This is a genomic window from Cupriavidus sp. GW823-FHT07B10 (assembly GCF_058794355.1).
In genome coordinates, this window is the sequence record NZ_JBXAGS010000001.1 from 704159 (window position 1) to 728551 (window position 24393).

General features: G+C 68.5%; 18 protein-coding genes. 3 read left to right on the forward strand and 15 right to left on the reverse strand.

Annotated features, from left to right (window positions below; translation table 11 throughout):
• Positions 1-52: 52 nt before the first annotated feature.
• Positions 53-994, reverse strand: a complete 942-nt coding sequence (locus AC1Q6V_RS03385; RefSeq protein WP_439671314.1) for a 2-hydroxyacid dehydrogenase — start codon at positions 992-994, stop codon at positions 53-55.
• A gap of 178 nt (positions 995-1172) precedes the next feature.
• Between AC1Q6V_RS03385 and AC1Q6V_RS03390 the strand changes: the two genes are divergently transcribed.
• Positions 1173-1733, forward strand: a complete 561-nt coding sequence (locus AC1Q6V_RS03390) for a nucleoside 2-deoxyribosyltransferase (protein ID WP_174549465.1) — start codon at positions 1173-1175, stop codon at positions 1731-1733.
• Here AC1Q6V_RS03390 and AC1Q6V_RS03395 read toward each other — a convergent pair.
• From AC1Q6V_RS03395 to AC1Q6V_RS03425, 7 genes are all read right to left on the reverse strand, one after another.
• Positions 1730-2335 carry a PqiC family protein gene (locus AC1Q6V_RS03395; protein WP_011614649.1) on the reverse strand — a complete coding sequence of 202 codons (606 nt, stop codon included), beginning with the start codon at positions 2333-2335 and terminating at the stop codon, positions 1730-1732. The two genes, AC1Q6V_RS03390 and AC1Q6V_RS03395, sit on opposite strands and share 4 nt — an antisense overlap.
• Complete coding sequence (locus AC1Q6V_RS03400) at positions 2332-3987, reverse strand: PqiB family protein (protein ID WP_010811540.1); 1656 nt, start codon at positions 3985-3987, stop codon at positions 2332-2334. Before AC1Q6V_RS03400 ends, AC1Q6V_RS03395 begins: the two co-directional genes overlap by 4 nt.
• A complete protein-coding gene (locus AC1Q6V_RS03405; protein ID WP_011614651.1) occupies positions 3974-4726 on the reverse strand; it encodes a paraquat-inducible protein A in 753 nt (250 codons plus the stop codon). The genes AC1Q6V_RS03400 and AC1Q6V_RS03405 overlap by 14 nt, the downstream gene beginning before the upstream one ends.
• Positions 4723-5412, reverse strand: coding sequence for a paraquat-inducible protein A (locus AC1Q6V_RS03410; RefSeq protein ID WP_010811542.1), 690 nt, complete (start codon positions 5410-5412; stop codon positions 4723-4725). The genes AC1Q6V_RS03405 and AC1Q6V_RS03410 overlap by 4 nt, the downstream gene beginning before the upstream one ends.
• Positions 5412-6569: an AI-2E family transporter gene (locus AC1Q6V_RS03415; RefSeq protein WP_010811543.1), complete on the reverse strand. Its 1158-nt coding sequence runs from the start codon at positions 6567-6569 to the stop codon at positions 5412-5414. The genes AC1Q6V_RS03410 and AC1Q6V_RS03415 overlap by 1 nt, the downstream gene beginning before the upstream one ends.
• 584 nt (positions 6570-7153) lie before the next feature.
• A complete protein-coding gene (locus AC1Q6V_RS03420; protein WP_010813069.1) occupies positions 7154-8293 on the reverse strand; it encodes an HPP family protein in 1140 nt (379 codons plus the stop codon).
• A gap of 179 nt (positions 8294-8472) precedes the next feature.
• Positions 8473-8892, reverse strand: a complete 420-nt coding sequence (locus tag AC1Q6V_RS03425; RefSeq protein WP_010813068.1) for an Lrp/AsnC family transcriptional regulator — start codon at positions 8890-8892, stop codon at positions 8473-8475.
• A gap of 163 nt (positions 8893-9055) precedes the next feature.
• On the opposite strand from AC1Q6V_RS03425, the gene AC1Q6V_RS03430 reads away from it, so the two are divergent.
• Positions 9056-9934, forward strand: coding sequence for a dimethylarginine dimethylaminohydrolase family protein (locus AC1Q6V_RS03430; RefSeq protein WP_011614653.1), 879 nt, complete (start codon positions 9056-9058; stop codon positions 9932-9934).
• A 35-nt stretch (positions 9935-9969) separates the two neighbouring features.
• Positions 9970-11055: an ornithine cyclodeaminase gene (gene ocd, locus AC1Q6V_RS03435; RefSeq protein ID WP_010813066.1), complete on the forward strand. Its 1086-nt coding sequence runs from the start codon at positions 9970-9972 to the stop codon at positions 11053-11055.
• A 46-nt stretch (positions 11056-11101) separates the two neighbouring features.
• On the opposite strand, the gene AC1Q6V_RS03440 is transcribed toward ocd, so the two are convergent.
• From AC1Q6V_RS03440 to AC1Q6V_RS03470, 7 genes are all read right to left on the reverse strand, one after another.
• The gene (locus tag AC1Q6V_RS03440; RefSeq protein ID WP_010813065.1) at positions 11102-11698 is read right to left on the reverse strand and encodes a helix-turn-helix domain-containing protein; all 597 of its coding nucleotides are present in this window, start codon (positions 11696-11698) and stop codon (positions 11102-11104) included.
• A gap of 480 nt (positions 11699-12178) precedes the next feature.
• Complete coding sequence (locus AC1Q6V_RS03445) at positions 12179-13498, reverse strand: sigma-54-dependent transcriptional regulator (protein WP_010813064.1); 1320 nt, start codon at positions 13496-13498, stop codon at positions 12179-12181.
• Positions 13488-15437: a sensor histidine kinase gene (locus AC1Q6V_RS03450; RefSeq protein WP_011614654.1), complete on the reverse strand. Its 1950-nt coding sequence runs from the start codon at positions 15435-15437 to the stop codon at positions 13488-13490. Before AC1Q6V_RS03450 ends, AC1Q6V_RS03445 begins: the two co-directional genes overlap by 11 nt.
• Before the next feature lie 166 nt (positions 15438-15603).
• The gene (locus tag AC1Q6V_RS03455) at positions 15604-16914 is read right to left on the reverse strand and encodes a dicarboxylate/amino acid:cation symporter (RefSeq protein WP_010813062.1); all 1311 of its coding nucleotides are present in this window, start codon (positions 16912-16914) and stop codon (positions 15604-15606) included.
• 608 nt (positions 16915-17522) lie between these two features.
• A complete protein-coding gene (locus tag AC1Q6V_RS03460; protein ID WP_439668595.1) occupies positions 17523-18821 on the reverse strand; it encodes an MFS transporter in 1299 nt (432 codons plus the stop codon).
• An 82-nt stretch (positions 18822-18903) separates the two neighbouring features.
• On the reverse strand, positions 18904-20601 hold the full coding sequence (gene hutU / locus AC1Q6V_RS03465; protein WP_439668596.1) for a urocanate hydratase: 1698 nt from the start codon (positions 20599-20601) through the stop codon (positions 18904-18906).
• A gap of 129 nt (positions 20602-20730) precedes the next feature.
• Positions 20731-24195 (reverse strand): diguanylate cyclase, encoded by a 3465-nt coding sequence (locus AC1Q6V_RS03470; RefSeq protein WP_454750194.1) that lies wholly within the window; start codon positions 24193-24195, stop codon positions 20731-20733.
• Positions 24196-24393: the final 198 nt, after the last annotated feature.

Below are 24393 nucleotides of genomic sequence, written 5' to 3' on the forward strand. Positions count from 1 at the left end.
CCGCAGAGTGGGCTGGAGCCGGTGCATCCAGTATAGGCACGGCGGTAGCCGTCTACAGCACTGGCGTCAGCACTCTGCCGTCAGCCAGGAATGCATCCAGGTTCTGCAGCGTCAGCGCGGTCATGGCGGCGCGCGTTTCATGCGTGCCGCTGGCCATGTGCGGCGCCAGCACGACATTGTCCAGTGCCATCAGTGCGGGCGGCACGTTGGGCTCGTCCTGGAACACATCCAGGCCGGCGCCGCCCAGGCGCCCGTCAACCAGAGCCTCGACCATTGCCGCCTCGTCGATCACGCTGCCGCGCGACACATTGACCAGGATGCCCCTGGGCCCGAGGGCGTCGATGACCTCGCGCGATACCAGCCCGGCCGTCGACGGCCCGCCGACGGTGGCCACCACGAGGAAGTCGGCCCATGTCGCCAGCGCCTTCAGGTCCGGCTCGAAGCGCCACGGCGCGCCCTCGCGCGGGCGGCGGTTGTTGTAGGCGATCTCCATGTCGAAGCCCTGCGCGCGGCGCGCCACGATCTCGCCGATGCGGCCCAGCCCGAGGATGCCGAGCTTCTTGCCCGACACGCGCGTGGTCAGCGGGAAGCCGCCCTGCGGCCAGCGCCCGGCGCGCACGAAGCGGTCGCCATGGGCGATGCCGCGCGCCGCGTCCAGCAGCAGCCCGAAGGCCAGGTCGGCAACGCAGTCGTTGAGCACGTCGGGTGTGTTGCTGACCTGGATGCCGCGCGCGCGGGCCGCATCCAGCGCGATCGCGTCATAGCCCACGCCGAAGCTGACGATGGCTTCCAGGCGCGGCAGCGCATCGATCAGCGCCGCGCTGCAGCCGTGGCGCGCCGAGGTCACCACCACGCGCACCTGCTGGCCCTCGCTGCGCGCCCACGCGATCGGATCGGCCTGCTGCCACAGCGCGGCGGCGCCGTAGTGTTGCTGCAGGGTGGCATTGGTCCGCGGCGCGAGCGGGCCGACCTGGAGGATCTGGGGAGCAGGCATGGGATGCGGGATGCAAGGAGGGGACGGGCAATGGTAGCGCAAGGGGCCCCTCATGCGCAGGGAGCTGGCAAAGCGTGCGCGCGCAAGTTGCGCGATGTTCATGCAGGCCGGTGGTATCGCGCCCGCGGGCGGCGGGTTATGCTGCGATCCTGATCCCTGTTGCCCCACTTCACGTGCCATGAAAACCATCTACCTGGCTGGCTTCGACGTCTTTCGCAAGGATGCGCGCGCCTGGGGCGAGCACCTCAAGTCGCTGTGCGCGGCGCACGGCTTCAGCGGCCTGTATCCGCTCGACAAATCCGCGCCCGATGGCCTGTCGGGCGCCGACACCGCGCGCTGGATCTATGACGCCAATCTTGCGCTGCTGCGGCGCGCCGACATGGTGATGGCCAACCTCGACGATTTCCGCGGACCGGGCGAGCCGGATTCCGGCACCGCGTTCGAGGTGGGCTTTGCGGTGGCGCTGCAGAAGCCGGTCTGGGCCTACAGCGCGGATGCGGGCACGCTGCGCGAGCGCGTCACCGTGGCCACCGACGAGGATGGTGCGCCGCTGGATGCGCGCGGCTTCGTGGTGGAGGATTTCGGGCTGGGCAAGAACCTGATGCTGGCGTGTGCGGCGAAGCTGGTGCAGGGTGGGGCGGCCGAGTGCCTGGCGGCGATGGCCGAGGCGATTCACCGGCGGGCGGCTGAAGCGGCCGCGCGCCGCGAGCGCGACGCGGCCGCGTGGGGCGACGACTAGCGCTGCAGCGACAGCACCCCGGCCGCGATATCGGCCGCCGTGGTGGCGACGATCTCGCGGTACGCCGCCACGACGCCATCGACTGCGCCGGGCGCCGGCAGCTCTGCCTGGGTGCGGCCGCTGACCACCTTGCCGTCAGGCAGCCGCCGCACGGTCCAGTTGATGGTGGCGCCGGCACGCTGGCCCACGTCGGCATCCAGGCGCAGCACTTCCGTGGTGATCCGGTACAGCGGCTGCACGTCGGACATCCCCTGCTGGTAGGTGTCGACCGCGCCCAGCGTGGCCTGCAGGCGCTGCGACAGCGCGTCGCGCAGCTCGTCGGGCAGCGGCGCGGACCAGCGCGCCAGGTCCAGCAGGCGCAGGCCGGCGTCGCCGCCATCGCGCACCACCAGTTGCGGGCGGTTGAGCCGCTCCGGCACGCGCACCGGCGCGACTTCCAGCCATAGCGTGTTGGTCGATGCCGGCGTCGTCGTGGCCGGCAGCGGCGCGACCGCGCCCTGCGCCAGCGTGTAGTAGCGCGGCTCGGGCGAGGCGCACCCGGCCAGCACGGCCGCGGCCAGCGCGCCGGCGAGGAGGCTGGTGATAGGAAGGCGCTTCATCATTCTTGCTCCGGCTTGCCGCGCAGCAGCGCTTCAGGGTGGCGTTCGAGGTAATCGGTCAGCGTGCGCAGCGACGTGGCGGTGCGCGTCAGCTCCTGCAGCATGCGGCGCGTGTCCTGCTGCAGCGGCGCGTCCGAGGCCAGCGTGCCGTTGGCCGCGGTCAGCGTCTTGCGCGCATCCTGCAGCGCGGCCAGCACCTGCGGCGCAACGTCGCCGTTGAGCTGCTGCACCAGCTTGTCGGCGGTTGCCAGTGTCCTGTTCAGGCTGGCCACCGTGGTTCGCAGGTCCTGGCCGATCTGGTCGAACGGCACCTTGTCGATGCGGTTGACGATATCGCCCACCTGCGCCTGCAGCTGGTCGAAGGTGCCAGGCGTGGTGGCGAATTCCGGGATCGGCGCGTCCAGGTCGACCTTGGCCGGCGGTGCCTTCGGGAAGAAGTCGAGCGCCACGTAGAGCTGGCCGGTGAGCAGGTTGCCGGTGCGCAGCTGCGCGCGCATGCCACGCTGCAGCAGCCCCTGGATGATCTTGCGCGCGCGCTCGCGGTCTTCGACATCGCGTTCGCGGAAGCCCATGCGCGACGGGTACAGCTCCACCACCACGGGCATGCGGAACGCTTTCTTGTCGCGCTGGTACTCGATGCCGATCGAACGCACCTGGCCCACGATTACACCGCGGAAATCCACCGGTGCACCCGGCGACAGCCCGCGCACGGACTGGTCGAAATTGAGCACCGCCAGCGTGGGCGCCAGTTCTTCCGGCTCCTTCATCGCCTCGGCCTGGTCGTTGGCCAGCAGGAACTGCGTGTTCTCGGCTGCGGCGTCGGTGGCGGTGGTGTGGTCCGGCGCCTGGAAGGCGACGCCGCCCAGCAGCACCGTCACCAGTGACTGGGTCGACAGCTTGAGCCCGCCCGCATCGAGCTTCAGGTCCACGCCGCTGGCATGCCAGAAGCGTGTGTCGGCGGTAACCAGCTTGTCATAGGGTTTGTTGACGAACACGCGCAGCGTGAGGTCGCGTCCATTGGGGTCGAGCTGGTAGGCCACCACCTGGCCCACCAGCACGCGCCGGTAGTAGACCGGCGAGCCGATATCGAGCGAGCCCAGCTCGGAGGCGCGCAGCACGAACTGCTTGCCGGAGGCATCGGTGGTCACCACCGGCGGCACTTCCAGCCCCTTGAAGTCGCGCGCGGATTCATTCGACTTGCCCGCGTCCACGCCGATATAGGCGCCCGACAGCAGCGTCTCCAGCCCGGACACGCCGCTGGCCGCAAAGCGCGGGCGCACCACCCAGAAGCGGGTGTCGGCCACGGCGAAGTTCTCGGCGTCCTTGGTCAGGTCGATCGACGCCACCACGTGCGAGCGGTCGCGTGCCAGCCGCACCGACTTGACCAGCCCGATGTCGACGTCCTTGTAGCGCACCGCCGTCTTGCCGGGCGTCAGGCCCTCGGCGGTGCGGAAGGTGACCGTGATCTCCGGCCCGCGCGAGGTCAGCGTATGCACCAGCAGCGAGATGCCGACCACCGCGGCGACGATCGGGATCAGCCAGACCAGCGAGGGCAGCCAGCGCGCGCGGCGCCGGCGTTCTGGCCGCGGCAGGCCCGGTGGTGCCGGCGGGGGCGAACCCGAGGGTGTGGAGGCTTGGTTGTCAGTGTCGGGCATTGTTGTCTTCCAGCGAATCCCACAGCAGGCGCGGATCGAAGCTGAGCGAGGCCAGCATGGTCATGACCACGACCGCGCCGAAGGCCATGGCGCCGCCGCCTGGGATGATGGTGGCCAGCGCCCCGGCCCGCACCAGCGAGGCCAGCAGCGCCACCACGAAAATATCGAGCATCGACCAGCGGCCGATCACCTCCACCAGCCCGTACAGCCGGGTCTGCTGCCGGATCCGCCAGGTCGAGCGGAAATGCACGGACAGCAGCAGGAAGGTGAGGATCACCATCTTCAGCAGCGGCACGATGATGCTGGCGATCAGCACCAGCCCGGCCAGCATGTGCGAGCCGGACAGCCACAGGTAGATCACGCCGGACAGGATGGTGTCCTGCTGCGTGCCGAGGATGGACTGGGTCACCATTACCGGCAGCACGTTGGCGGGAATATAGAGGATAAAGGCGGCCAGCAGGAAAGCCCAGGTGCGCGCCAGGCTGTCGGGCTTGCGATGGTGCAGGGTGGCGCCGCAGCGCGGGCAGGGCTCGCCCTCCAGTGTGCGCGGGCTGACCAGGTCGCAGGCGTGGCACGACAGCAGGCCCAGCCGGCTGGCGGTCGGGACCTGCGGCAGCGGGCTGCGCTCGTCGTCGTCGGTGAGTTCGGCCACCACCTCGCGCGCCAGCTGGCGCGGGCGGGCCAGGCGGCCGCCTGGCTGGCGGGGACGCTGCGTCGGCGGTTGCGGCTGTTCCGTCATCGGCCTTCCTCGCCCGCAGCCGCGGCGTTGTCATCGGGTGTTTCCAGATGGCGCCACAGGTCGCGCGGATCGAACGACAACATCGCCGCCAGCACGATCACCAGCGCCGCGAACGACCACAGCGCGATGCCGGGCAGCACGCGCGCCATGCTGGACAGCTTCACCAGCGTGACCAGCACGCCGATCATGAAGACTTCGATCATGCCCCAGGGCCGGGTCTGGCGGATGCCGCGCACGATGCGGTCGAAACCGGCGGGCATGCGATGCTGCGCCATCGGCACCAGCAGATAGGCCATCATCAGCATTTCGGACAGAGGAAAAAGGATGGTGGTGGCGAACACCAGTGCCGCCACCAGCCCCATCTTGTCGGTGTACAGGGCCTGCACGGCGCCCAGCAGCGTGGTCTGGGTGCGGACCCCCTGCAGGTCCATCTCGACGATCGGGTAGGCGTTTGAGACCAGGAACAGGATCAGCGCGGTGATCACCAGCGGCAGCAGCCGTTGATACTGGCGGCGGCTTTCGCGGTAGAGCTGGCCGCCGCAGCGCAGGCACAGCGCGCGCTCGCCGGGCGAGATCGGCGTGCGTTCGTAGACCGCGTCACAGTATTCGCATGCCACCAGCCGGTGCAGCATGGCCGGCGAGAGGTCCGGGGTGGCGGGCGCGCCGGGCGCGTCGTGTCCTGCCATCAGCCGGGGTGCTTGCCGGTCGTGGCCGGCGGGACGTCGGGGTTGTCGACCACGGCCGGCGCCGGCGGCGCGGCCGCCAGTGCCTCGCTCTGCTTCAGGTCTTGCTTTACCTCTGCCTGCGAGCCGATGGTCCAGTCGCGCAGCAGCGCATAGGCCACTGCCAGCAGCGTCGGGCCGATGAACACGCCCAGGAAGCCGAACGCCAGCGCGCCGCCGAGCACGCCCAGCATGATCCAGATCAGAGGCATGCCGGTGCCCTTGCTGATCAGCAGCGGCTTGACGATGTTGTCAGCCATGCTGACCACGCCCACGCCCCATACCACCAGGAAGATGGCCCAGCCGGTGGCGCCGGTGTGGTACAGCCACAGCGCGGCCGGCAGCCACACCAGCGGCGGGCCGACCGGGATCACCGACAGGAAGAAGGTCACGAAGCCAAGGATGGCAGCGCCCGGCACGCCCGCGATCCACAGGCCGATGCCGGCCAGAACGGCCTGGATGAAGGCCGTGCCCAGCACGCCGTAGACCACGCCCTTGACGGTGCTGCCGGCCAGCTCCAGCAGGTGGTCGGCGCGCTCGCCGGCGATGCGGTGCATGCCCGCGCGCAACCAGGCAATGGCAAGCTCGCCGCCGGTGTAGAAGAAGAACGCCAGGATGATCGACAGCGCCAGCTGGCCCAGCCCGGCGCCGATCGACAGCCCGGCGCCCAGCAGCATGTGGCCAACCGGGGCGATCAGCTTGCGCAGGTTGGCGACCATCTCGGAATCGGCATTGATGACGCTGTTCCAGGAGTTCTGCAGGTAGGAGCCGACATAGGGAAGGCTGCTCAGCCAGGCCGGCAGCTGCGGGATGCCGTGTTCCCTATAGCGGTCAACCAGCGCGGACAGCTCGTCCAGGTGCGCCGAGAAGCTGGCGCCGGCGTAGACGAACGGACCCAGCACCACCACGGTGGCCAGCAGCACGCAGATCAACGCTGCCAGGCTGCGCCGGTTGCCCAGCCAGCGCGACAGCACCGTGTAGGGGTACCACGAGCTGAAGGCCAGGATCGCGCCCCACAGCAGCGCGGTGGTGAACGGCGCGAGCACCAGCAGCGAGCCGCCGATCAGCACGATCAGTGCGAAGACGGCTGCGATCTTCTCAATTAACTGGCCGGAACTCATGGATGGATCTCCCTTGGTCCCGTCGGTGTGACGGGAACGGCGTAAATATAGCTTACGTTGGGTGGGGCGATGCGGAAGGGGGGCGGTGGGTTAGTCGTCACTATGGCGGTGGGCCGCTGCGTGCGGCGTGTTCCCCCTCGTGGGGGCACAGTGCCATAGGTTTGTGACGGTGGATAGCGGGTGGGTGTCTGGGCTTTTTGCTAGCGGTCGGTATGTGGCGCTTGGTCGGCGTGGCTGTTTCGCCGGCGTAGCTGGCGAGTCACTTTTTGTCCGAGCGACAAAAAGTAACCAAAAAACGCGTCGCCTGAGCGGCCGGCAATCAATTCCAGGGTGTTGGTGGTTCGCACGGTGGTGCTTGCCGTTCCGGCGTGGTTGCCCGTTCGACCCTGCTACGCCATGTGAGTCAGGGGCAGTGCCTGCGTTAACCCACTATTGAACGATCCCCATGCAGGGCGCAGGCCGCCTGCTGCGAGCGGCATCGCGGGGACGCCTACGGCTGCTGCGCGGGCTCAAAGTGCATCGTCGGTTTCTTCTGCGCTTGCGCGGGGCGCAGCCAAAGGCGTTGATGCGATGTCCGGGTGCCCTCAATCCGGCACCGCCATCACCCCACTCTTGAGCAGTGCAGCCACCAGATCCGACTGCGTCACCATCCCCACCACGCGCCGGTGGTCGTCGATCACCGGCGCGTGGTGCAAGCCGCCGTCCGAGAATGCCTGGGCCAACTCCACCATCGGCTGCTCGGGTCGGGCGGTGACAACGGCGCGTGTCATCAGGTCCCGCACGGTACCAGCCAGCCGCCGCGCACCGGTATCACGCTGCGCCGCAAAAAAATCGCTCTGGGTGATGATGCCTACCAGCCGCCGGGTGGCGTCCACTACCGGCAGGGCCTTGATACGGTGCCGCGACAGCAGGTGCCCGGCCTCATGTGCAGGCTGGTCCGGGGTCACCATGACCACGTCGCGCGACATGATCTCGCCGCACAGCACGTTGCCGAAGTGGCGCCGGTAGGCGCGCAACTGCGCGGCCACCAGGATCTGTTCGAGGTCGTCTTCTTCGATATCCAGGAATTCGCCGCGCACCTTCAGCGCAGCATCGAGGTCGGCGCGGGTGACGCCAACGCGCTGGGATGGCGGCACGTCCTTGGTCCCGTGCTGCATGGCAGGCTCGGGCGGGCGGTGCGGGTAGCGCCGCCGCGACAGGTTGTTGAAGGCCAGCGCCATCATCAGCAGCAGCATCGAATTGAACAGCACGGGCACGGCAACGAAGCCGAAGCCCAGCGCACTGACCGCCGGCCCGCCGAATACGGCGGTGATGGCCACCGCGCCGCTGGGCGGGTGCACGCAGTGGAACTGGAACATCAGGGCGATGGAGACGGCCACTGCGACCGCTGCGGCCAGGCCAGGGTCCGGGATCCAGCGCGCGCACGCCACGCCGACCACCGCGGCAATCAGGTTGCCGCCAATCACTGACCAGGGCTGTGCCAGCGGCGATGATGGCACGGCGAACAGCAGCACCGCGCAGGCCCCCATCGGCGCGACAAACCAGGGGTTGAAGCCGCCCAAGGTCTGGTGGCTGATCCATTCAGTGCAGAGCAGGCCCAGCAGGGCGCCCAGGCAGCTTTTGAGGCGCTCCTTGCGGCTGGCGGCAACGGGTAGCGGAACGAATGTGCGCAGCCATGCACGGGCATTCTGCGCCAGGGCAGCGACAGCGGGGGCGGTTGGCATTCTTGTGACGGGGGGCGCTTTGGAATGGTGCGCGTAATATATCACGGGGTGATATATTTGGCCGCCTTTGGTGCAGCGCATCCCAATCGTGGGGCGTGATGCACCGCACAAGCGCATGGCGGCACTGGGCGTGGCGCGCCTGCCGGTGGTGGGAAGCGCCGGGACCTGGGCGGGTCCCTTTACTTGTAGGTCGACAGCAGGATGCTGGTCTCGGTGGCGCTGATGCCATCGATCAGCCGGATCCGGTCCAGCGCGCGGTCGAACGCTTCCAGTGTGTCGGCGCGCAGCTCGGCAATGATGTCCCAGCGGCCGTTGGTGGTATGCAGCGCTTGCACATTGGGCTCGCCGCGCAGCGCCTGCAGCACGGTGCGGGCCTTGTTGCCTTCCACGGCAATCGTCATCCAGGCGCGGATGCGGTGCGCTTCGGCCTCGGGCCGCAGGCGCACCGTGTAGCCAACGATCACCCCTTCCTGTTCCAGTTTGTCGATGCGGTTCTGCACGGTCGCGCGCGACACGCGCAGCGCCTGCGCCAGCGCCGTGACCGGCATGCGCGCGTTGTCGCGCAGGAGTGAAATCAACTGGTGGTCGGTGGCATCCATGGGGTGGGCAAACAGTCTTTTCAAAGCGCCAGCATACGCTGGCATTTTGATAAATGCCTCGCGCAAATTGCGCAATTTGCTGGCTATTAGTTAACACCAGCTTGCCCGAGAATTCAATCGAGCGATTGATTTCCCGAAACCTGCCATCAAAAAAGGAGCCCCCGTGACCCACTCCCCCACGATCCTGCTGGTCGAGCCGACCTTCTACGACGTGTCGTACAGCATCAATCCGTGGATGGACCCGGCTGCCTGGGCACGCGACCCGCGCGGCATGCACCGCAGCGCGATGCAGTCGTTCGACGCGCTGCGCGAGGCGCTGGGCCGGGCCGGCTTTGCGGTCGAGGTGGCCCCCGGCGCGCCGGGGCTGCCCGACATGGTGTTCCCGGCCAACGCCGCGGTGGTGCTCGATGGCCGCGCGTTGCTGGCGCGCTTTCGCTACCCGCAACGCCGTGGTGAAGAAGCGCCGTTCGCCGACATCTTCGGCAAGCTGCGCGAACGCGGCCTGCTCGACGAAGTCGCGCTGCTGCCCGAGGGCTGCTTCCAGGAAGGCGCGGGCGACTGCATCTGGGATGCCGGCCGCGGCCACTTCTGGGCCGGGTTCGGTCCGCGCTCGTCGCATGAGGCAGCCGTGGCGGTGTCGAACTACTTCGGCAAGGACGTGGTGGCGCTGGAACTGGCCACCGAGCAGAGCTACCACCTGGACGTCTGCTTCTGCCCGCTTTCCGGCGGCGAGGTGCTGTACTACCCGCCGGCCTTCAGCGAAGCGGCGTTGCGCGAACTGCGCGCGCGCGTGCCGGCGCGGCTGCGCATCGAGGCCAGCGCCGACGACCTGCGCCACTTCAGCGTCAATGCCGTCAATCTCGACGACCAGGTGGTGATGACCCGCACCACGCCGCACCTGCGCACCGAGCTGGGCCGGCGCGGCTACCAGCTGCATGAGGTCGACCTGTCGCCCTTCATGCTGTCCGGCGGCGGCGCCTATTGCATGACGCTGCGCCTGGATCGCCGCAGCGGGCCGGGCATCGCCGCGGTGGCGGCCTGAGTGCAGGCATCGCACAGACAGCCAAGGAGACGGTCATGAAAAGCACCGCCCGATCCCTGTTCCTGGACGCCAGTGACGTGGCCCGGCTGGTGGCCACCATCGGCCCGCAGGCCGCCATCGTGGACCTGGCCGGGCAGGTCCGGCAGGCCTTTCTGCGCTGGCACGACTTCGACAAGTCCGCGCGGCTGGCGAGCCATTCCGCGCGTGGCGTGATCGAGCTGATGCCGGTCAGCGACGGCATCCAGTATGCGTTCAAGTATGTCAACGGCCATCCGCGCAATGCGCAGCATGGCATGCCGACGGTGATGGCCTGCGGCCTGCTGGCCGAGGTGGAAACCGGCTTCCCGCTGATGCTGGCTGACCTGACGCTGGCCACTGCGCTGCGCACCGCGGCCACCTCGGCGCTGGCGGCGCGCGCCATGGCGCGGCCCGGTGCGGCGACGATGGCGCTGATCGGCAACGGCGCGCAGGCCGAGTTCCAGGTGCTGGCCTTCCAGGCGATGCTGGGCGTGCGCGAGATCGCCGCCTATGACATCGATCCCGCCGCCACGACACGGCTGATGCGCAACCTTGGTGGCGTACCCGGACTTTCGATCCGGCGTGCCGAATCGATCGAGGCCGCGCTGGCCGGGGCGGACATTGTCTCCACGGTCACCGCCGACAAGACTCGCGCCACCATCCTCACGCCGGAAATGGTGCGGCCCGGCATGCACCTTAATGCGGTTGGCGGCGACTGCCCCGGCAAGACTGAACTGCACCCCGATATCCTGCGCCGCGCGCGCATCGTGGTGGAATACGAAGACCAGACGCGCATCGAAGGCGAGATCCAGCAGTTGCCGGCCGACGCGCCGGTGACCGAGCTGTGGCAGGTGCTGGCCGGCCACGCGCCCGGCCGCGCGGCGGCGGACGAGGTGACCGTGTTCGATTCGGTTGGGTTTGCGCTGGAAGACTACGCCGCGCTGCGCTGGCTCTACACCGCAGCGCAGGCGCACCGGGCGGGCAGGGCGGTTGAGCTGGTGGCGATGCCGCCGGATCCGCGCAACCTGTACGGCTGGATGATGGCGCAGGCCGACGGCGACGAAGCCGGGCTGGCAACGCCGCGGCAGGCGGCAGTGGCCTGAGGCTGCAAGCGATGCCGGGGCCGGCATGGCCCCGGCGCAGCCGTGCTCAGGCGGTGCGGCCCATCATCAGCTGGGCGCGCAGGAAGCCCTTGACCTCTTCCAGCGACGGCGTCTTCAGGAACACCATGATGCCCCAGTGCTGCAGGGCATCGGCCACGCCTTCATAGGCCTGGCGGTTGGTGATCACGGCGAAGATCACGTGCTGGCTGGCAAAGAAATTTTGTAGCTTCTCGATGGTGGCCGACTCGGCGTCGTTCAGTTCGTCGACGTAGTACAGCACCACGCGCGGATGCTCGCTGACCGAGGTGATGACGGTGTCCAGCACATCGTCGACCACCACGCTCTTGAGCGGCAGCCCCCACTTGGCAAGCTGGCCGTGGATGCGCTGCGCTTCCTGGTGGTTGGGGTGGAATACCACCAGGTCCAGGCCGTGCGGCGACGCCGATTCCGGCCCGATGCGCGTCGCCAGCAGGCGGTGCACGGTTTCCTTGTGGATGCGCCGATGGCCGCCGTTGGTCTTCCAGGCGCCAAGTTCGCCGCGCTCGACCATCTTCTGGACGGTGCCCAGAGAGACGTTAAGCAGTTTTGCCGCTGTACGCGTGCTGTAATAAGGCTTTTCAGCCAGTGCCGGATCCAGTTTCATCCCATCACCCGTGGTCCTGAAGGCAGTCGCGCCGGGACGGCGCCCGCGGCGCCAGGCACATGCGCCGCGCGGTTGTCACTGCCAATGGTTGACTGACCCTGTGTCCTGACCCGCTCCCCCGCCGGCCGGACGGCTTTCTTTATAAATTTGTTGTTTCTTTCATTTCCAGCCGATCAGCGACTTTCTGGACGTATTGAAGATCTCAGACTCGGATCTGCTGGAAGCCAATAATATGCCGCAAACGCCAATCCATCTGTAAGAAAAAACATAAATCCATCGCGTATTGGTTGTTTAACGCACATTGGTGCTTGCAGGCAGGCACGACAGTAACGCAGACATTGTCCTGCCCCGGTGGTTCCCCGGGGTTCGACGCAGCTCTGAAGCATCCGCTGAATACAGCGGGCGCTTCAGAGTTCTGTCGTGACATGACAGATTGCGCGGCATGGCCGGCGCGACTGTTCCCGATTCCCCGGCCACGCTTCAAAGCCCGTACTTGCGCACCTTGTCGAACAGCGTGGTCTTCGCCACGCCCAGGGCTTCGCTGGCGCGGCTCAGGTTGCCGTCGTGGCGGCGCATGGCATCGGCAATCAGTGCGCGCTCGAATTGCTCGACTGCCTGCGCCAGCGGCAGGGCTTCGGGAGCGGTGGTGCCGTGGCCGGGGTTGCAGCCCAGCCCCAGCACATGGCGCTCGGCCAGGTTGCGCAGCTCGCGCACATTGCCGGGCCATGGGTAGGCTACCAGCGCGGCCAGCTCGGCCGGGGTCGCGGGCACAGCCTCGCGGTTGAAGCGCAACGCGGCCTGCGCGACGAAATGCTCGAACAAAGCTGGCACGTCTTCGCGCCGCTCGCGCAGCGGCGGCAATTCCAGCGTGATCACGTTCAGGCGGTAATACAGGTCGGCGCGGAACTGGCCGGCATCGGAGAGCGCGCGCAGGTCGGCCTTGGTGGCGGCCACCACGCGCGTGTTGACCGGCACCGGCTGGTTGGAGCCAAGCCGTTCCACCACGCGTTCCTGCAGCACCCGCAGCAGCTTGATCTGCAGCGGCATCGGCATGCTCTCGATCTCGTCGAGAAACAGCGTGCCGCCTTCGGCGTGTTCGATCTTGCCGATGCGGCGGCGCGCGGCACCGGTGAACGAGCCGGCTTCATGGCCGAAGATCTCGCTCTCGAACAGCTGCTCTGGCAGGCCGCCGCAGTTGATGGCAACAAAGTTGCGCGCGTGGCGCTGGCTGGCCTCATGCAGGCAGCGCGCCACCAGTTCCTTGCCGGTGCCGGTCTCGCCGTGGATCAGCACATTGGCGTCGGTGCCGGCCAGGTCGGCGATCAGGCGGCGCAGCCGCTCGACCGTGGGCGAATGGCCGATCAGGTGGGCTTCCAGCTTCTGGCGGCCCGCCAGCCGTTCTCGCAGTTCTGACACTTCCAGCGCGAGCCGGCGTTGCTCCAGCGCGCGGCGCGTGGCGTCCACCAGCTGCTCGGGCGAGAACGGCTTTTCCAGGAAGTCGTAGGCGCCTTGCTTCATCGCCTGCACCGCCAGCCCCACGTCGCCATGGCCGGTGATCATGATCACCGGCAGCGCGGGGTCGCGCTCGCGCAGTTGCGCGAGCAGCGCCATGCCGTCCTGGCCCGGCAGGCGAATGTCGCTGACGACCACGCCGGCATAGCCCGGCCCGGCCTCGCGCAACGCGGCCTCGGCGCTGCCCACGCCACGCGTGGCAATGCCCTCCAGGCGCAGCGCCTGCTCGCAGCCCAGGCGTACGTCGGCATCGTCCTCGACGATCAGTACAGTCAGGTCAGCCGGCATGCTTTGCGTCCTGTGGGTTGGCGTCGTGCGGCGCCAGCGGCAGCACCAGCGTGAAGCAGGCGCCGCCGTCCGGGTGGTTGGCGGCGGACAGGCTGCCGCCGTTTTCATTGAGGATGCCGGCCGACAGCGTGAGGCCGAGCCCCAGCCCTTGCCCGGCGGGCTTGGTGGTGAAGAAGGGCTCGAACAGTCGTGCGAAGGCTTCCTCGGACAAGCCGGCGCCATTGTCGCGCACGGTCAGGTGGACCATGGCGCCCGCCACGTGCGCGTGCAGCGCAATGCGCGGCGCGGGCTGGCCGGCGAGGGCATCGAGCGCGTTGCCGAGCAGGTTCACCAGTACCTGTTCCAGGCGGTTGGGATCGCACACCACCGCCAGCGTCGGATCGACATCGCGCTGCAGCGCGGGTTGGACCGCGTCCACGCGCGTCTGCAGCAGGAACAATGCGTTGTCCACCGCTTCGGCCAGCCTGGCCTGGCGGCGGCCGTTGCCGGACTTGCGTGCAAACGACTTGAGCGCGCCGGTGATGCGGCCCATGCGTTCGACCAGCCCGATGATGGTGTCGAGGTTGGCGCGCACGGTGGCGTAGTCGCCGCGCTCGAGGAACTTGCCGGTATTGCCTGAGATGGTGCGCAGCGCCGCCAGCGGCTGGTTCAGCTCATGCGCGATGCCGGTCGACATCTGCCCCACGGCGGCCAGCTTGCCGGCCTGCAGCAGCCCGTCCTGGGCCTGGCGCAGCACGGTCTCGGCACGGATGCGTTCGGCCACCTCGGCCTGCAGGCGCTGGTTGGAGGTGGACAGGTCGGCGGTGCGATCGGCCACCTTGCGCTCCAGCTCGCTGTTGGCCGCCTCCAGCGCGGCGCGCGCCGCCAGGCGCTCGTTGACGATTCGCCGGCGCACGTTCCACGCCGCCCCCAGCAGCAGCACGAAGGCGCTCAGCACGCCGGCCAGTGCCGCCGTGTTGAGCGCGGCCACGCGTGCCTGCGAGGTATTGGTCAGCAGCGTCAGCTGCCAGTCGGTGCCGGGCAGCGCGGCATGCTGCGCCAGCATCGGCGGGCCGCGGCGCAGGCGCACCAGTTCGTCGCTGCTGCTGCCGTTGCCGTTGTTCAGCTTGCGCACCAGGGTCAGCGGCAGTTGCGGCAGCGGGGCGCGGTTGTACTGGAGGCTGCGCATCAGGCGCTCGCGCGCCTCGGGTGACAGGGGGCGCAGCGCGGCCAGCTTCCATGACGGGTCCGAGGCCAGGATCACCACGCCGTTCTCGTCGGTCAGCAGCATCTGGCTGTCGGCGCCCTGCCAGCGGTTCTCCAGCGGCTCCAGGCCAATCTTGACCACCGCCACGCCGACCGGGTTGTCGCGCTCGCCCAGCGGCGCCGACAGGTAGTAGCCCGATTCGCTGCGGGTGGTGCCCACGCCGTAGAAGCGCCCCAACTGGCCGTCCATGGCCGCCTGGAAGTACGGGCGGAAACTCAGCGCTTCGCCCAGGTAGCTGTCCGGGCGCTGCCAGTTGCTGCTGGCCAGCACCTTGCCGTGCGCATCCAGCACATAGATCACGCGCGTGCCGGCGCGCGTATTGAGGGCGCTCAGGTAGTCATTGGCGCGTGCCGCGCGGGCGGCGTCGTCCGGGCGCAGCAGCAGCGCGGCGATGCGCTCGTCCAGCGACAGCAGGCCGGGCACGTAGTCGTAGTGCGCCAGCTCGCTTTCCAGTGCCTGCGTGTACAGCCGCAACTGCACCTGGCCGCGTTCGGCCTGGCGCGCCAGCGCGGTGTCGTAGCTGTAGCGGTAGCCGAGCGAGCCCGCCAGGCCCACCAGCATGGCCAGCGCCAGCAGCGCGAGCAGCGGCGCAAGGCCGCGCAGGCCGTGGGGCAGGCGCGAGCCGGTGGGTGCGGCGGACGCGGGTGCGGTGGCGCGGGTGGTATCGCCGGGAGGGTGTAGCGGACCGGTCATCAGGTGTTGGGTGAGGCAGGTGGCAAAGCCGCCGCGCGGACCAGAGGGGCAGGGGCCGGCGCGGGTGCCTACTTTTACCACACCAGGGGGGCGGTGCCGCGCCAGAATGCAAAAAGGCCCGGTTGCCGTATCGGCAACCGGGCCCTGGCACGCCTGGCGGACGGTATTACTTGCCCGCGAGGACCTGGGCAGGTGCCAGGCCGGTGGTGGTATCCGCGGCGGGTTCATCCTCCTCGGACGGTACCGGCGCGCCGATGGCGTCTTCGCTTTTGGCGACGACGGCGGTGGCAATCGCATTGCCGAGCACATTGGTCACGGTGCGACCCATGTCGAGTACGTGGTCGATGCCCAGCACCAGCAGGATGCCGGCCTCCGGCAGGCCGAACATCGGCAGCACGGCGGCGACCACCACCAGCGAGGCGCGCGGCACGCCGGCGATGCCCTTGCTGGTGACAAGCAGGACCAGCAGCATGGTGATCTGCTGGGTCAGCGACAGCTCGATGCCATACACCTGCGCCACGAACAGCGCGGCAAACGAGGTGTACATGATCGAGCCGTCCAGGTTGAACGAGTAGCCCAGCGGCAGCACGAAGTTGGTGATGCGCTCCTTGACGCCGAAACGGGTCAGCTGGTCGATCACTTTCGGGTAGGCCGATTCGCTGCTGGCGGTGGCGAAGCCGATCATCAGCGGCGCGCGCATCTGCTTGAGCAGGCGGAACACGTCACGGCCCAGGAAGAAGTAGCCGCCGGCGATCAGCGCCACCCACAGCAGCGCCAGCGCCAGGTACAGGCTGCCAATCAGCTTGGCGTACACGACCAGCACGCCCAGGCCCTGCGCGGTGATCACCGCCGCGATGGCGCCGAACACGCCAACCGGGGCAAACGCCATCACGTAGTTGGTGACCTTCAGCATCACCGTGGCGAGGCCTTCGATGCCTTGCAGCACGGGCTTGCCCACGCCGTCCTTGACCGTGCCCAGCGCAAAGCCGAAGAACAGCGAGAACACCACGATCTGCAGGATCTCGTTGTGCGCCATGGCCTCGACAAAGCTCTTGGGGAACATGTGGGCGATGAAGTCGCGCAGGTTCAGCGCGCCGGTCTTCAGGTTCGAGGCCGCGTCAGCTGGCGGCAGCGGCAGGTTCATGCCGTGGCCGGGTTCCAGCAGGTTGGCCATCACCAGGCCCAGCAGCAGCGAGGTGATCGAGGCGCCAATGAACCACATCATTGCCTTCAGGCCGATGCGGCCCACGGCGCGGCCATCGCCCATGCTGGCGATGCCGGCCACCAGCGTGGCGAACACCAGCGGGCCGATGATCATCTTGATCATCCGCAGGAATACATCGGTCAGGATGGACAGGTGGTCCGCAATCGATTTGGCGGTGGCGGCGTCCGGCGCCATGTTGTGCGCGGCGGTGCCGACCAGCACGCCGAGCAGCATCGCAATGAAGATCAGGGTGGGCAGTCGATTCAGTTTCATCGTGGATCAGGCCTGTGCGTCCGTCTCCTGTGGCAGGGACGGGCGTCTGTGTATTGCGGGAAGGCTGGGCGGCGATGTCGGGGCGCCGGGCCGGCCTTGTCGTGGTTCAGCGCGGCAACAGGTGCCGTGGGTTCGCCGGAGTGGCGAAGGGGGTGGGCAAGGCGGGGTCGGTCATGTGTGTGTCCTCCTTTGTTTTTGGCATCGGCCGGGACGCCGGGCGGCGTGCCGGCATACCCGTCTGGCGCTGTAAGCGGCGGCCTATATTGCACGCGCCGTGCCAGCCCGAAAGGGCTGCAGGAGTTGTGCAACTTGTTGAATACAAAGGAGAAAAAGATGTGATTCCGGCGCCGGATTCGGGAATCCGGACCGGCATGCGAAAACGCCGTTCGGGAATCCGAACGGCGTTCTAGGTGTTAACCCGGGGTTTTGAGGTGCTGGCAGCGGGGGAAGGTGGGGCGTTTGCCGGCGTCACAGGGCTGGAAAAAACGAGGGCCTTGCTTGATGTGGTTCCTGGCCAAACCACCCTCTCCCCATGAGGGGAGAGGGAGAACACCTTGCTTAGGCTAGCTCGGGCGGCTTTGGAGCACCCTTTGCAGGCGCCGGGGAACTCATTTCAGCCGCCGTCCCAGCGTTTCCGGCACCATTGCCAGGCCGATCAGCGATACCAGGCCACAGCCGATCACATACAGCGCGGGCGCATTGGCGTCACCGGTGACCTGGATCAGCCGGGTCGAAAAATACTGCGCAAAGCCGCCGAAGATCGCGATCGCCACGCAATACGCGATCGACAGCCCGGTGGCGCGCAGCCGCTGCGGCAGCACCTCGCTGACCAGGACCATCGAGGCCGGCGCGGTCATCGACATCGGCACCGACAGGCAGCCCACCACCACCAGCAGGCGCGCGAGCGACGGCTCGGCGTTGATCAGCACGAAGGCCGGGTAGACCATTGCCAGCAGCGCCACGCGCGACCACAGCACCACGGTCTTGCGGCCGATGCGGTCAGCCAGCCAGCCCGCGAACGGCGACAGCACCACCTGCACCAGCGCCGCCACGCACGCGGCCCAGATGCCCAGCGACAGCGGCATCTTCAGCACGCTGACCGCGTAGTTGCTGAGGTAGTACACGACGATATAGGTCGAAGAGGCCAGGCCGATCATCAGCAGGATGCTGGCGATGATCTCGCGGCCATGGCGGCGCAGCAGCGGCCATTGCGCGGCGTGCTCGCCGTGGCGCACGGGCGCGGCGGTTTCTTCCAGCCGGCGGCGGATCACCAGGCCGACCGGGATCACCAGGATGCCGATCAGGAAGGCGAGGCGCCAGCCCCAGGCTTCCAGCTCGGCCGGCGCCAGCACGTTGCTCAGCACCAGGCCGGTGATCGCGCCCAGCAGCGCCGCCAGGCCCTGGCTGAACGGCTGCCATGCGGTATAGAAGCCGCGCGTGCGGTCATCGGCGTATTCCAGCAGCAGCGCGGTCGATGCGCCCATCTCGCCGCCGATGGCAAAGCCCTGCACCAGCCGCGCCACCACCACCAGCACCGGCGCGAGGATGCCGATCTGCGCGTACGGCGGCGTCACCACGAAGATCAGCGAGCTCAGCCCCATCAGCCACAAGGTCAGCGCCACCGCCGGCTTGCGCCCGGCGCGGTCGGCATACATGCCGATCAGCAGGCCGCCCAGCGGGCGCATCAGGAAGCCGACGCCAAAGGTGGCGAACGACATCAGCAGTTGCCCGGTAGGGTTGTCGACCGGAAAGTAGAGCCGGCCGATCAGCGTGGCAAAGAAGCTGTAGACGACGAAATCATAGAACTCCAGGCCATTGCCGATGGTAATGGCGGCAATGGCGCGCGTGCGTGACAGTTGCGCCTGGGGCGCAGCGACCGCCACGCCGGCGGTGGTGTCGATGGACATGGGTGTCTCCGTAAAACGATAAGGCGCCGGCCGGGGCGCACGCGGCGGCCCGGCGGCAGAACGGCTCTTGCTGGCCGCGGGATCAGTCGCGCGATGCGTGGTTCAGCATCGGCAGGTCCAGGCCCTGCTCGCGCGCGCAGTCGACGGCGATCTCGTAGCCGGCGTCGGCATGGCGCATCACGCCGGTGGCGGGGTCGTTGTGCAGCACGCGGGCGATGCGGGCGGCGGCTTCATCGGTGCCGTCGCACACGATCACTACGCCGGAATGCTGCGAGAAGCCCATGCCCACGCCGCCGCCATGGTGCAGCGAAACCCAGGTGGCGCCGCTGGCGGTGTTGAGCAGCGCGTTCAGCAGCGGCCAGTCGGACACGGCGTCGGAGCCGTCCTGCATGGCCTCGGTCTCGCGGTTGGGGCTGGCGACCGAGCCCGAATCCAGGTGGTCGCGCCCGATCACGACCGGCGCCGACAGCTCGCCGCTGCGCACCATCTCGTTGAAGGCCAGGCCCAGCTTGGCGCGCAGGCCCAGGCCCACCCAGCAGATCCGCGCCGGCAGGCCCTGGAAGCTGATGCGCTCGCGCGCCATGTCGAGCCAGCGGTGCAGGTGCTCGTCATCGGGGATCAGTTCCTTGACCTTGGCGTCGGTCTTGTAGATGTCCTGCGGGTCGCCCGACAGCGCGGCCCAGCGGAACGGGCCGATGCCGCGGCAGAACAGCGGGCGGATGTACGCGGGCACGAAGCCGGGGAAGTCGAAGGCATTGGCCACGCCTTCTTCCTTGGCCATCTGGCGGATATTGTTGCCGTAGTCGAAGGTCGGCACGCCCATCTGCTGGAACGCCAGCATGGCGCGCACATGCGCGGCCATCGACGCCTTGGCGGCCTTTACCACCGCCGCCGGCTCGCGCTGCGCGCGCTCGCGGTATTCGTCCCAGCTCCAGCCGGCCGGCAGGTAGCCGTTGAGCGGGTCATGCGCGCTGGTCTGGTCGGTGACCATGTCCGGGCGCACGCCGCGGCGCACCAGCTCGGGCAGCGCCTCGGCGGCGTTGGCGCACAGCGCGATCGAGATCGCCTTGCCCTGCGACGTGTAGCGGTCGATGCGGGCCAGTGCGTCGTCAAGGTCGGTGGCCTGCTCGTCGACATAGCGGGTCTTCAGGCGGAAGTCGATGCGGCTCTGCTGGCATTCGATATTGAGCGAACAAGCGCCGGCCAGCGTGGCGGCCAGCGGCTGCGCGCCGCCCATGCCGCCCAGGCCGGCGGTCAGCACCCAGCGGCCCTTCAGGTTGCCGCCGAAATGCTGGCGGCCGGCTTCGACGAAGGTCTCATAGGTGCCCTGCACGATGCCCTGGCTGCCGATATATATCCAGCTGCCGGCGGTCATCTGGCCATACATGGCCAGGCCCTTTGCATCGAGTTCGTTGAAGTGTTCCCAGTTGGCCCAGTGCGGCACCAGGTTGGAGTTGGCGATCAGCACGCGCGGCGCGTCGCGATGGGTGCGGAACACGCCCACGGGCTTGCCCGACTGCACCAGCAGGGTCTGGTCGTCTTCCAGGCGGGTCAGCGCTTCCACGATGCGGTCATAGCATTCCCAGTTGCGGGCGGCGCGGCCGATGCCGCCATAGACCACCAGTTCCTTCGGGTTCTCCGCCACCTCGGGGTCGAGGTTGTTCATCAGCATGCGCAGCGGGGCTTCCGTGAGCCAGCTCCTGGCCGTCAGCGTGGTGCCGCGGGGGGCGCGGATTTCGGTGTCGCGGAAACGCGTGGGGTTGGTGGTGGTCTTGGTCACGGGAACTCCTTCGGTCGTGCAGTCGGGAACGCTTTTTCTGGGCGATGCATAGGCATGTATAGTCCTGTATATACAGGCATGTATGAATCGGTGTAATCCCGTAGGACGAATGAGCCTCAATATGGTGTTTTAGTCACAATGGAAGCGGAGCACCGGGGGGCGGACATCTGGCCTGGTGACTGGCGCCGGATCCATCACGACCCCGGCGGCCTGGGAGGCCTGCGCGTCGCGCTGCCGGCATCCGGCCAGGAACACGTCCAGCGGCACCGGTCGCCCGATCACATACCCCTGCGCATAGTCCACCCCGATCGCGCGCAGCGCATCGAGGGTGCGCTCATCCTCCACCCACTCCGCCACCGTGCGCACCCCCAGCCGGTGCCCGATGTCGTTGATCGAGCTGACGATCTCGCGGTCGACCGCGTTGTCGGCCAGTTGCCGGATGAAGCTGCCGTCGATCTTCAGGAAGTCCACCGGGAACTGCTTCAGGTAGGCAAACGACGACAGGCCCGAGCCGAAGTCGTCCAGCGACACGGTGCAGCCGGCGCGCCGCATCTCCGTCACCAGCCGGTTGGCCGCGGCCATATTGTTGATCAGCGCGGTTTCCGTGATCTCCAGCCGGATGCGGCTGGCGGGCAGCGCACTGGCCTCCAGCTCTGCATGCAGGAAGGGCAGCAGGAAGGGCTCGCCGAGCGAGTTGGCGGACAGGTTGATCGATACCGACAGCCCGGGCACGGCGCCCAGGCGTTCGCCGTAGCCGCGCAGCACGTTGCGGATGACCCAGCGGTCGACGTGGCCCATCAGGTCGTAGCGCTCGGCGGCGGGAATGAAGGCACCGGGCATGATCAGATCGCCGTGCTCGTCGACCATGCGCACCAGGATCTCGATATGGCAGTGTTCGGCGCCGTCTTCGTTCTCCTCCGGCTGCAGTGCGCGGATCTCCTGCGCGAACAGGCGGAAGCGGTTCGCTTCCAGCGCCGAATGGATGCCGGCGGCGACTTCCAGCTCGCGGTGGTGGCGGCGCGCGTCGCTCTCGTCGCGGCGGTAGACCGAGACGCGGCTGCGGCCGGCGGCCTTGGCGGCGTAGCAGGCCACGTCGGCGCGGCTCATCAGTTCGCTGACCGGGGGCACGTCCAGGTCGATCGCGGCGATGCCGATGCTGGCGCCCATGTCGTACACGCGTCCTTCCCACGGGAAGCGGCGGCCGCGGATGGCGTCGATCACGCCCTGGCAGACCTGTTCGGCCTGGTCGACGGTGCAGTCCTTGAGCAGCAGCGCGAACTCGTCGCCGCCCAGGCGCGCCAGCACGTCGTCGGGACGCACGTGGTTGCGGATCATGTAGCCCAGTTCGCGCAGCAGCACGTCGCCGGCGCCGTGGCCGGCGGTGTCGTTGACGATCTTGAAGCGGTCCAGGTCGATGAAGCACAGCGCGGCGCGGTGGCCGTGCAGCCGCGCCGCGTCGCAGGCTTCGCGCAGGCGCTTCTCGAACCAGGTGCGGTTGGGCAGGCCAGTGAGCGCATCGTGCATGGCCGAACGCGCCAGCTCGCGCTGCAGCGCGCGCGCGGTGGTGATGTCCTGGAACACCAGCACCGCGCCCAGCACCTCGCCGCGCGCGGTCAGCACGGGAGCGGCCGAGTCCTGCACGTCGTGGCGCTCGCCGGTCAGGCTCTGCAGCACGGCGCCGTCCTGCAGGTAAGCCGGCGCGAGCGTGCGCAGGCAGGCTTCGACCGGGCTGGGGATGGGGTCGCCGGTGGCTTCGTCGACGATGCGGAAGACCTGCTCCAGCGGCAGGCCGGTGGCGCTGGCCATGGTCCAGCCGGTCAGCTGTTCGGCGATCGGGTTCATGAAGGTCACGTGCATGGCCGCATCGGTGCAGATCACCGCATCGCCGATCGAGCGCAGCGTGATGTGCAGGCGTTCCTTCTCTTCGAACAGCGCCTCGGTCAGGCGCCGCTGCTCGGTGATGTCCCAGTTGGTGCCGACCAGGGCCTGCGCGGTGCCATCGTCGGTGCGCGTGACCATGGCCATCGCGCGCACGTGGCGCACGTCGCCGCCGGGGCGTGCGATGCGGTATTCGGTATCGAACGGCGCCTCGCCACGGATGGCTTGGCGCATCTCGCCGCTGACGCGGCTGACGTCGTCCGGATGCAGCATCGCGATCCATTGCTCCACCACTGGCGTGCCGCCCGCGGGGTCGGTGCCGTGCAGCGCATGCATGCGCGCATCCCAGGTGACGCCGGCGCTGGTGAAGTCCCACTCCCAGATGCCCACGCCGCCGGCTTCAGCCGCCAGCTGGATGCGGCGTGACAGCCGTTCCAGCTCTTGCTGCGCCAGCTTGCGCGCGTGGATGTCTTCCACCTGGGTGATGAAGTGCTGCGGCTCGCCGGTCTGTTCGTCGCGCACCAGCGACACCGCCAGCAGAACCCAGCGGTAATGGCCGTCCTTATGGCGGTAGCGCTTTTCCAGGCGGTAGGACTCGATCTTGCCGGACAGCAGGTTGTCGACCTGGCGCAGGTCGCCGGTCAGGTCGTCGGGGTGGGTCAGCTGCTGGTAGCTCAGCTCGTGCAGCTCGGCCGCGCTGTAGCCCAGCAGCTCGGTCATGGCGCGGTTCACCGTCTGGCAGCGGCCGTCCATGCCGACCAGCGCCATGCCGATGGCTGAATGCTCCATGGCCTGGCGAAAGCGCTTGTCGCTGCTGCGCAGGCTGGCGCGGCCGTGCCGGTTCTGCTCGGTCAGGTAGGCGATGCAGACCGGGAACACCATGATCACCGCCGCCGACAGCGGCACTGCTTCATGGCGGTGCGCGAGCAGCATCAGCGCCTGCAGGCAGAGTGTGGCCACCAGCGTCAGCAGCGCGGTCGCAAACGGATTGCCGGCCAGCGCCACCAGCACCAGCGGCAGCGACATCGCGGCAAACGGGTCATGGCTCTGCCACTGCGCAAAGGCGCCGATGGCCAGGCACAGCGCCAGCGCGCCCGCCTGCGGCGCCAGCACCGGCCGCGCGACGGCGGCGCGCACGCGCACCTCCGTCATCGACAACATCATCGGCAGCAACAGCGCCATGCCGAGCGCGTCGGCCTGCCACCACGTCCACCAGACCGAGGCGAAGCTGGTGCCATGGGTCGCGGCGATGGCCATGGCGCCGGCGGTGGCCCCCAGTGCCGGCGCCAGGATGCCGCCCACCGCCAGCATCACCGCGAAGGCGGCCAGCGGACCGTGGCGCCCCAGGGCGGCATGCCGGTCCAGCAGGCGCAACAGCCCGAGCGCGAACAGCATCTCGGCCAGGTTGGCGCCGGTCAGCATCAGCGCGGTGGCGACGCTGTCGCCGGCCGCATGGTTGGCCAGCACGCTGGCGCCCAGCATGCCGGCCAGCAGCCACGGTCCCTCCGCGCGCGGCCGGTGCAGCAGCAGGCCCAGCCCGAAGGCGTTGGGCAGCCACACCGCCGCCACGGTACCGGGCAGCCGCGCCAGCCACAGCGCAGCCGCCGCCAGCACGAAATAGCCGGCGCCGGCCAGCAGCAAGGGCAGCCAGCGGCGCTGCGGGGCAGGATGGTCGTTGGCGGCCTGGTGGCTCGGCGGGGCCGTGTGGGGCGTCATGGACGAGAACGATGCAAAAAGGCGGTGCGTCTGGGTGGGAGGAGGCGGCTTGCCCGGCGCGCCCGGGCGGCACGGCCCCGGATGCGGGGACGGAATGCCGCCCAGCGTAGGGGCAATGTAGCGAGGATAAGGACGCGGCCATTGGCAGGACAGGGGGCAGGTTGGGGGCTATCTTGGCACTGGTGCTGGGGGCGATTT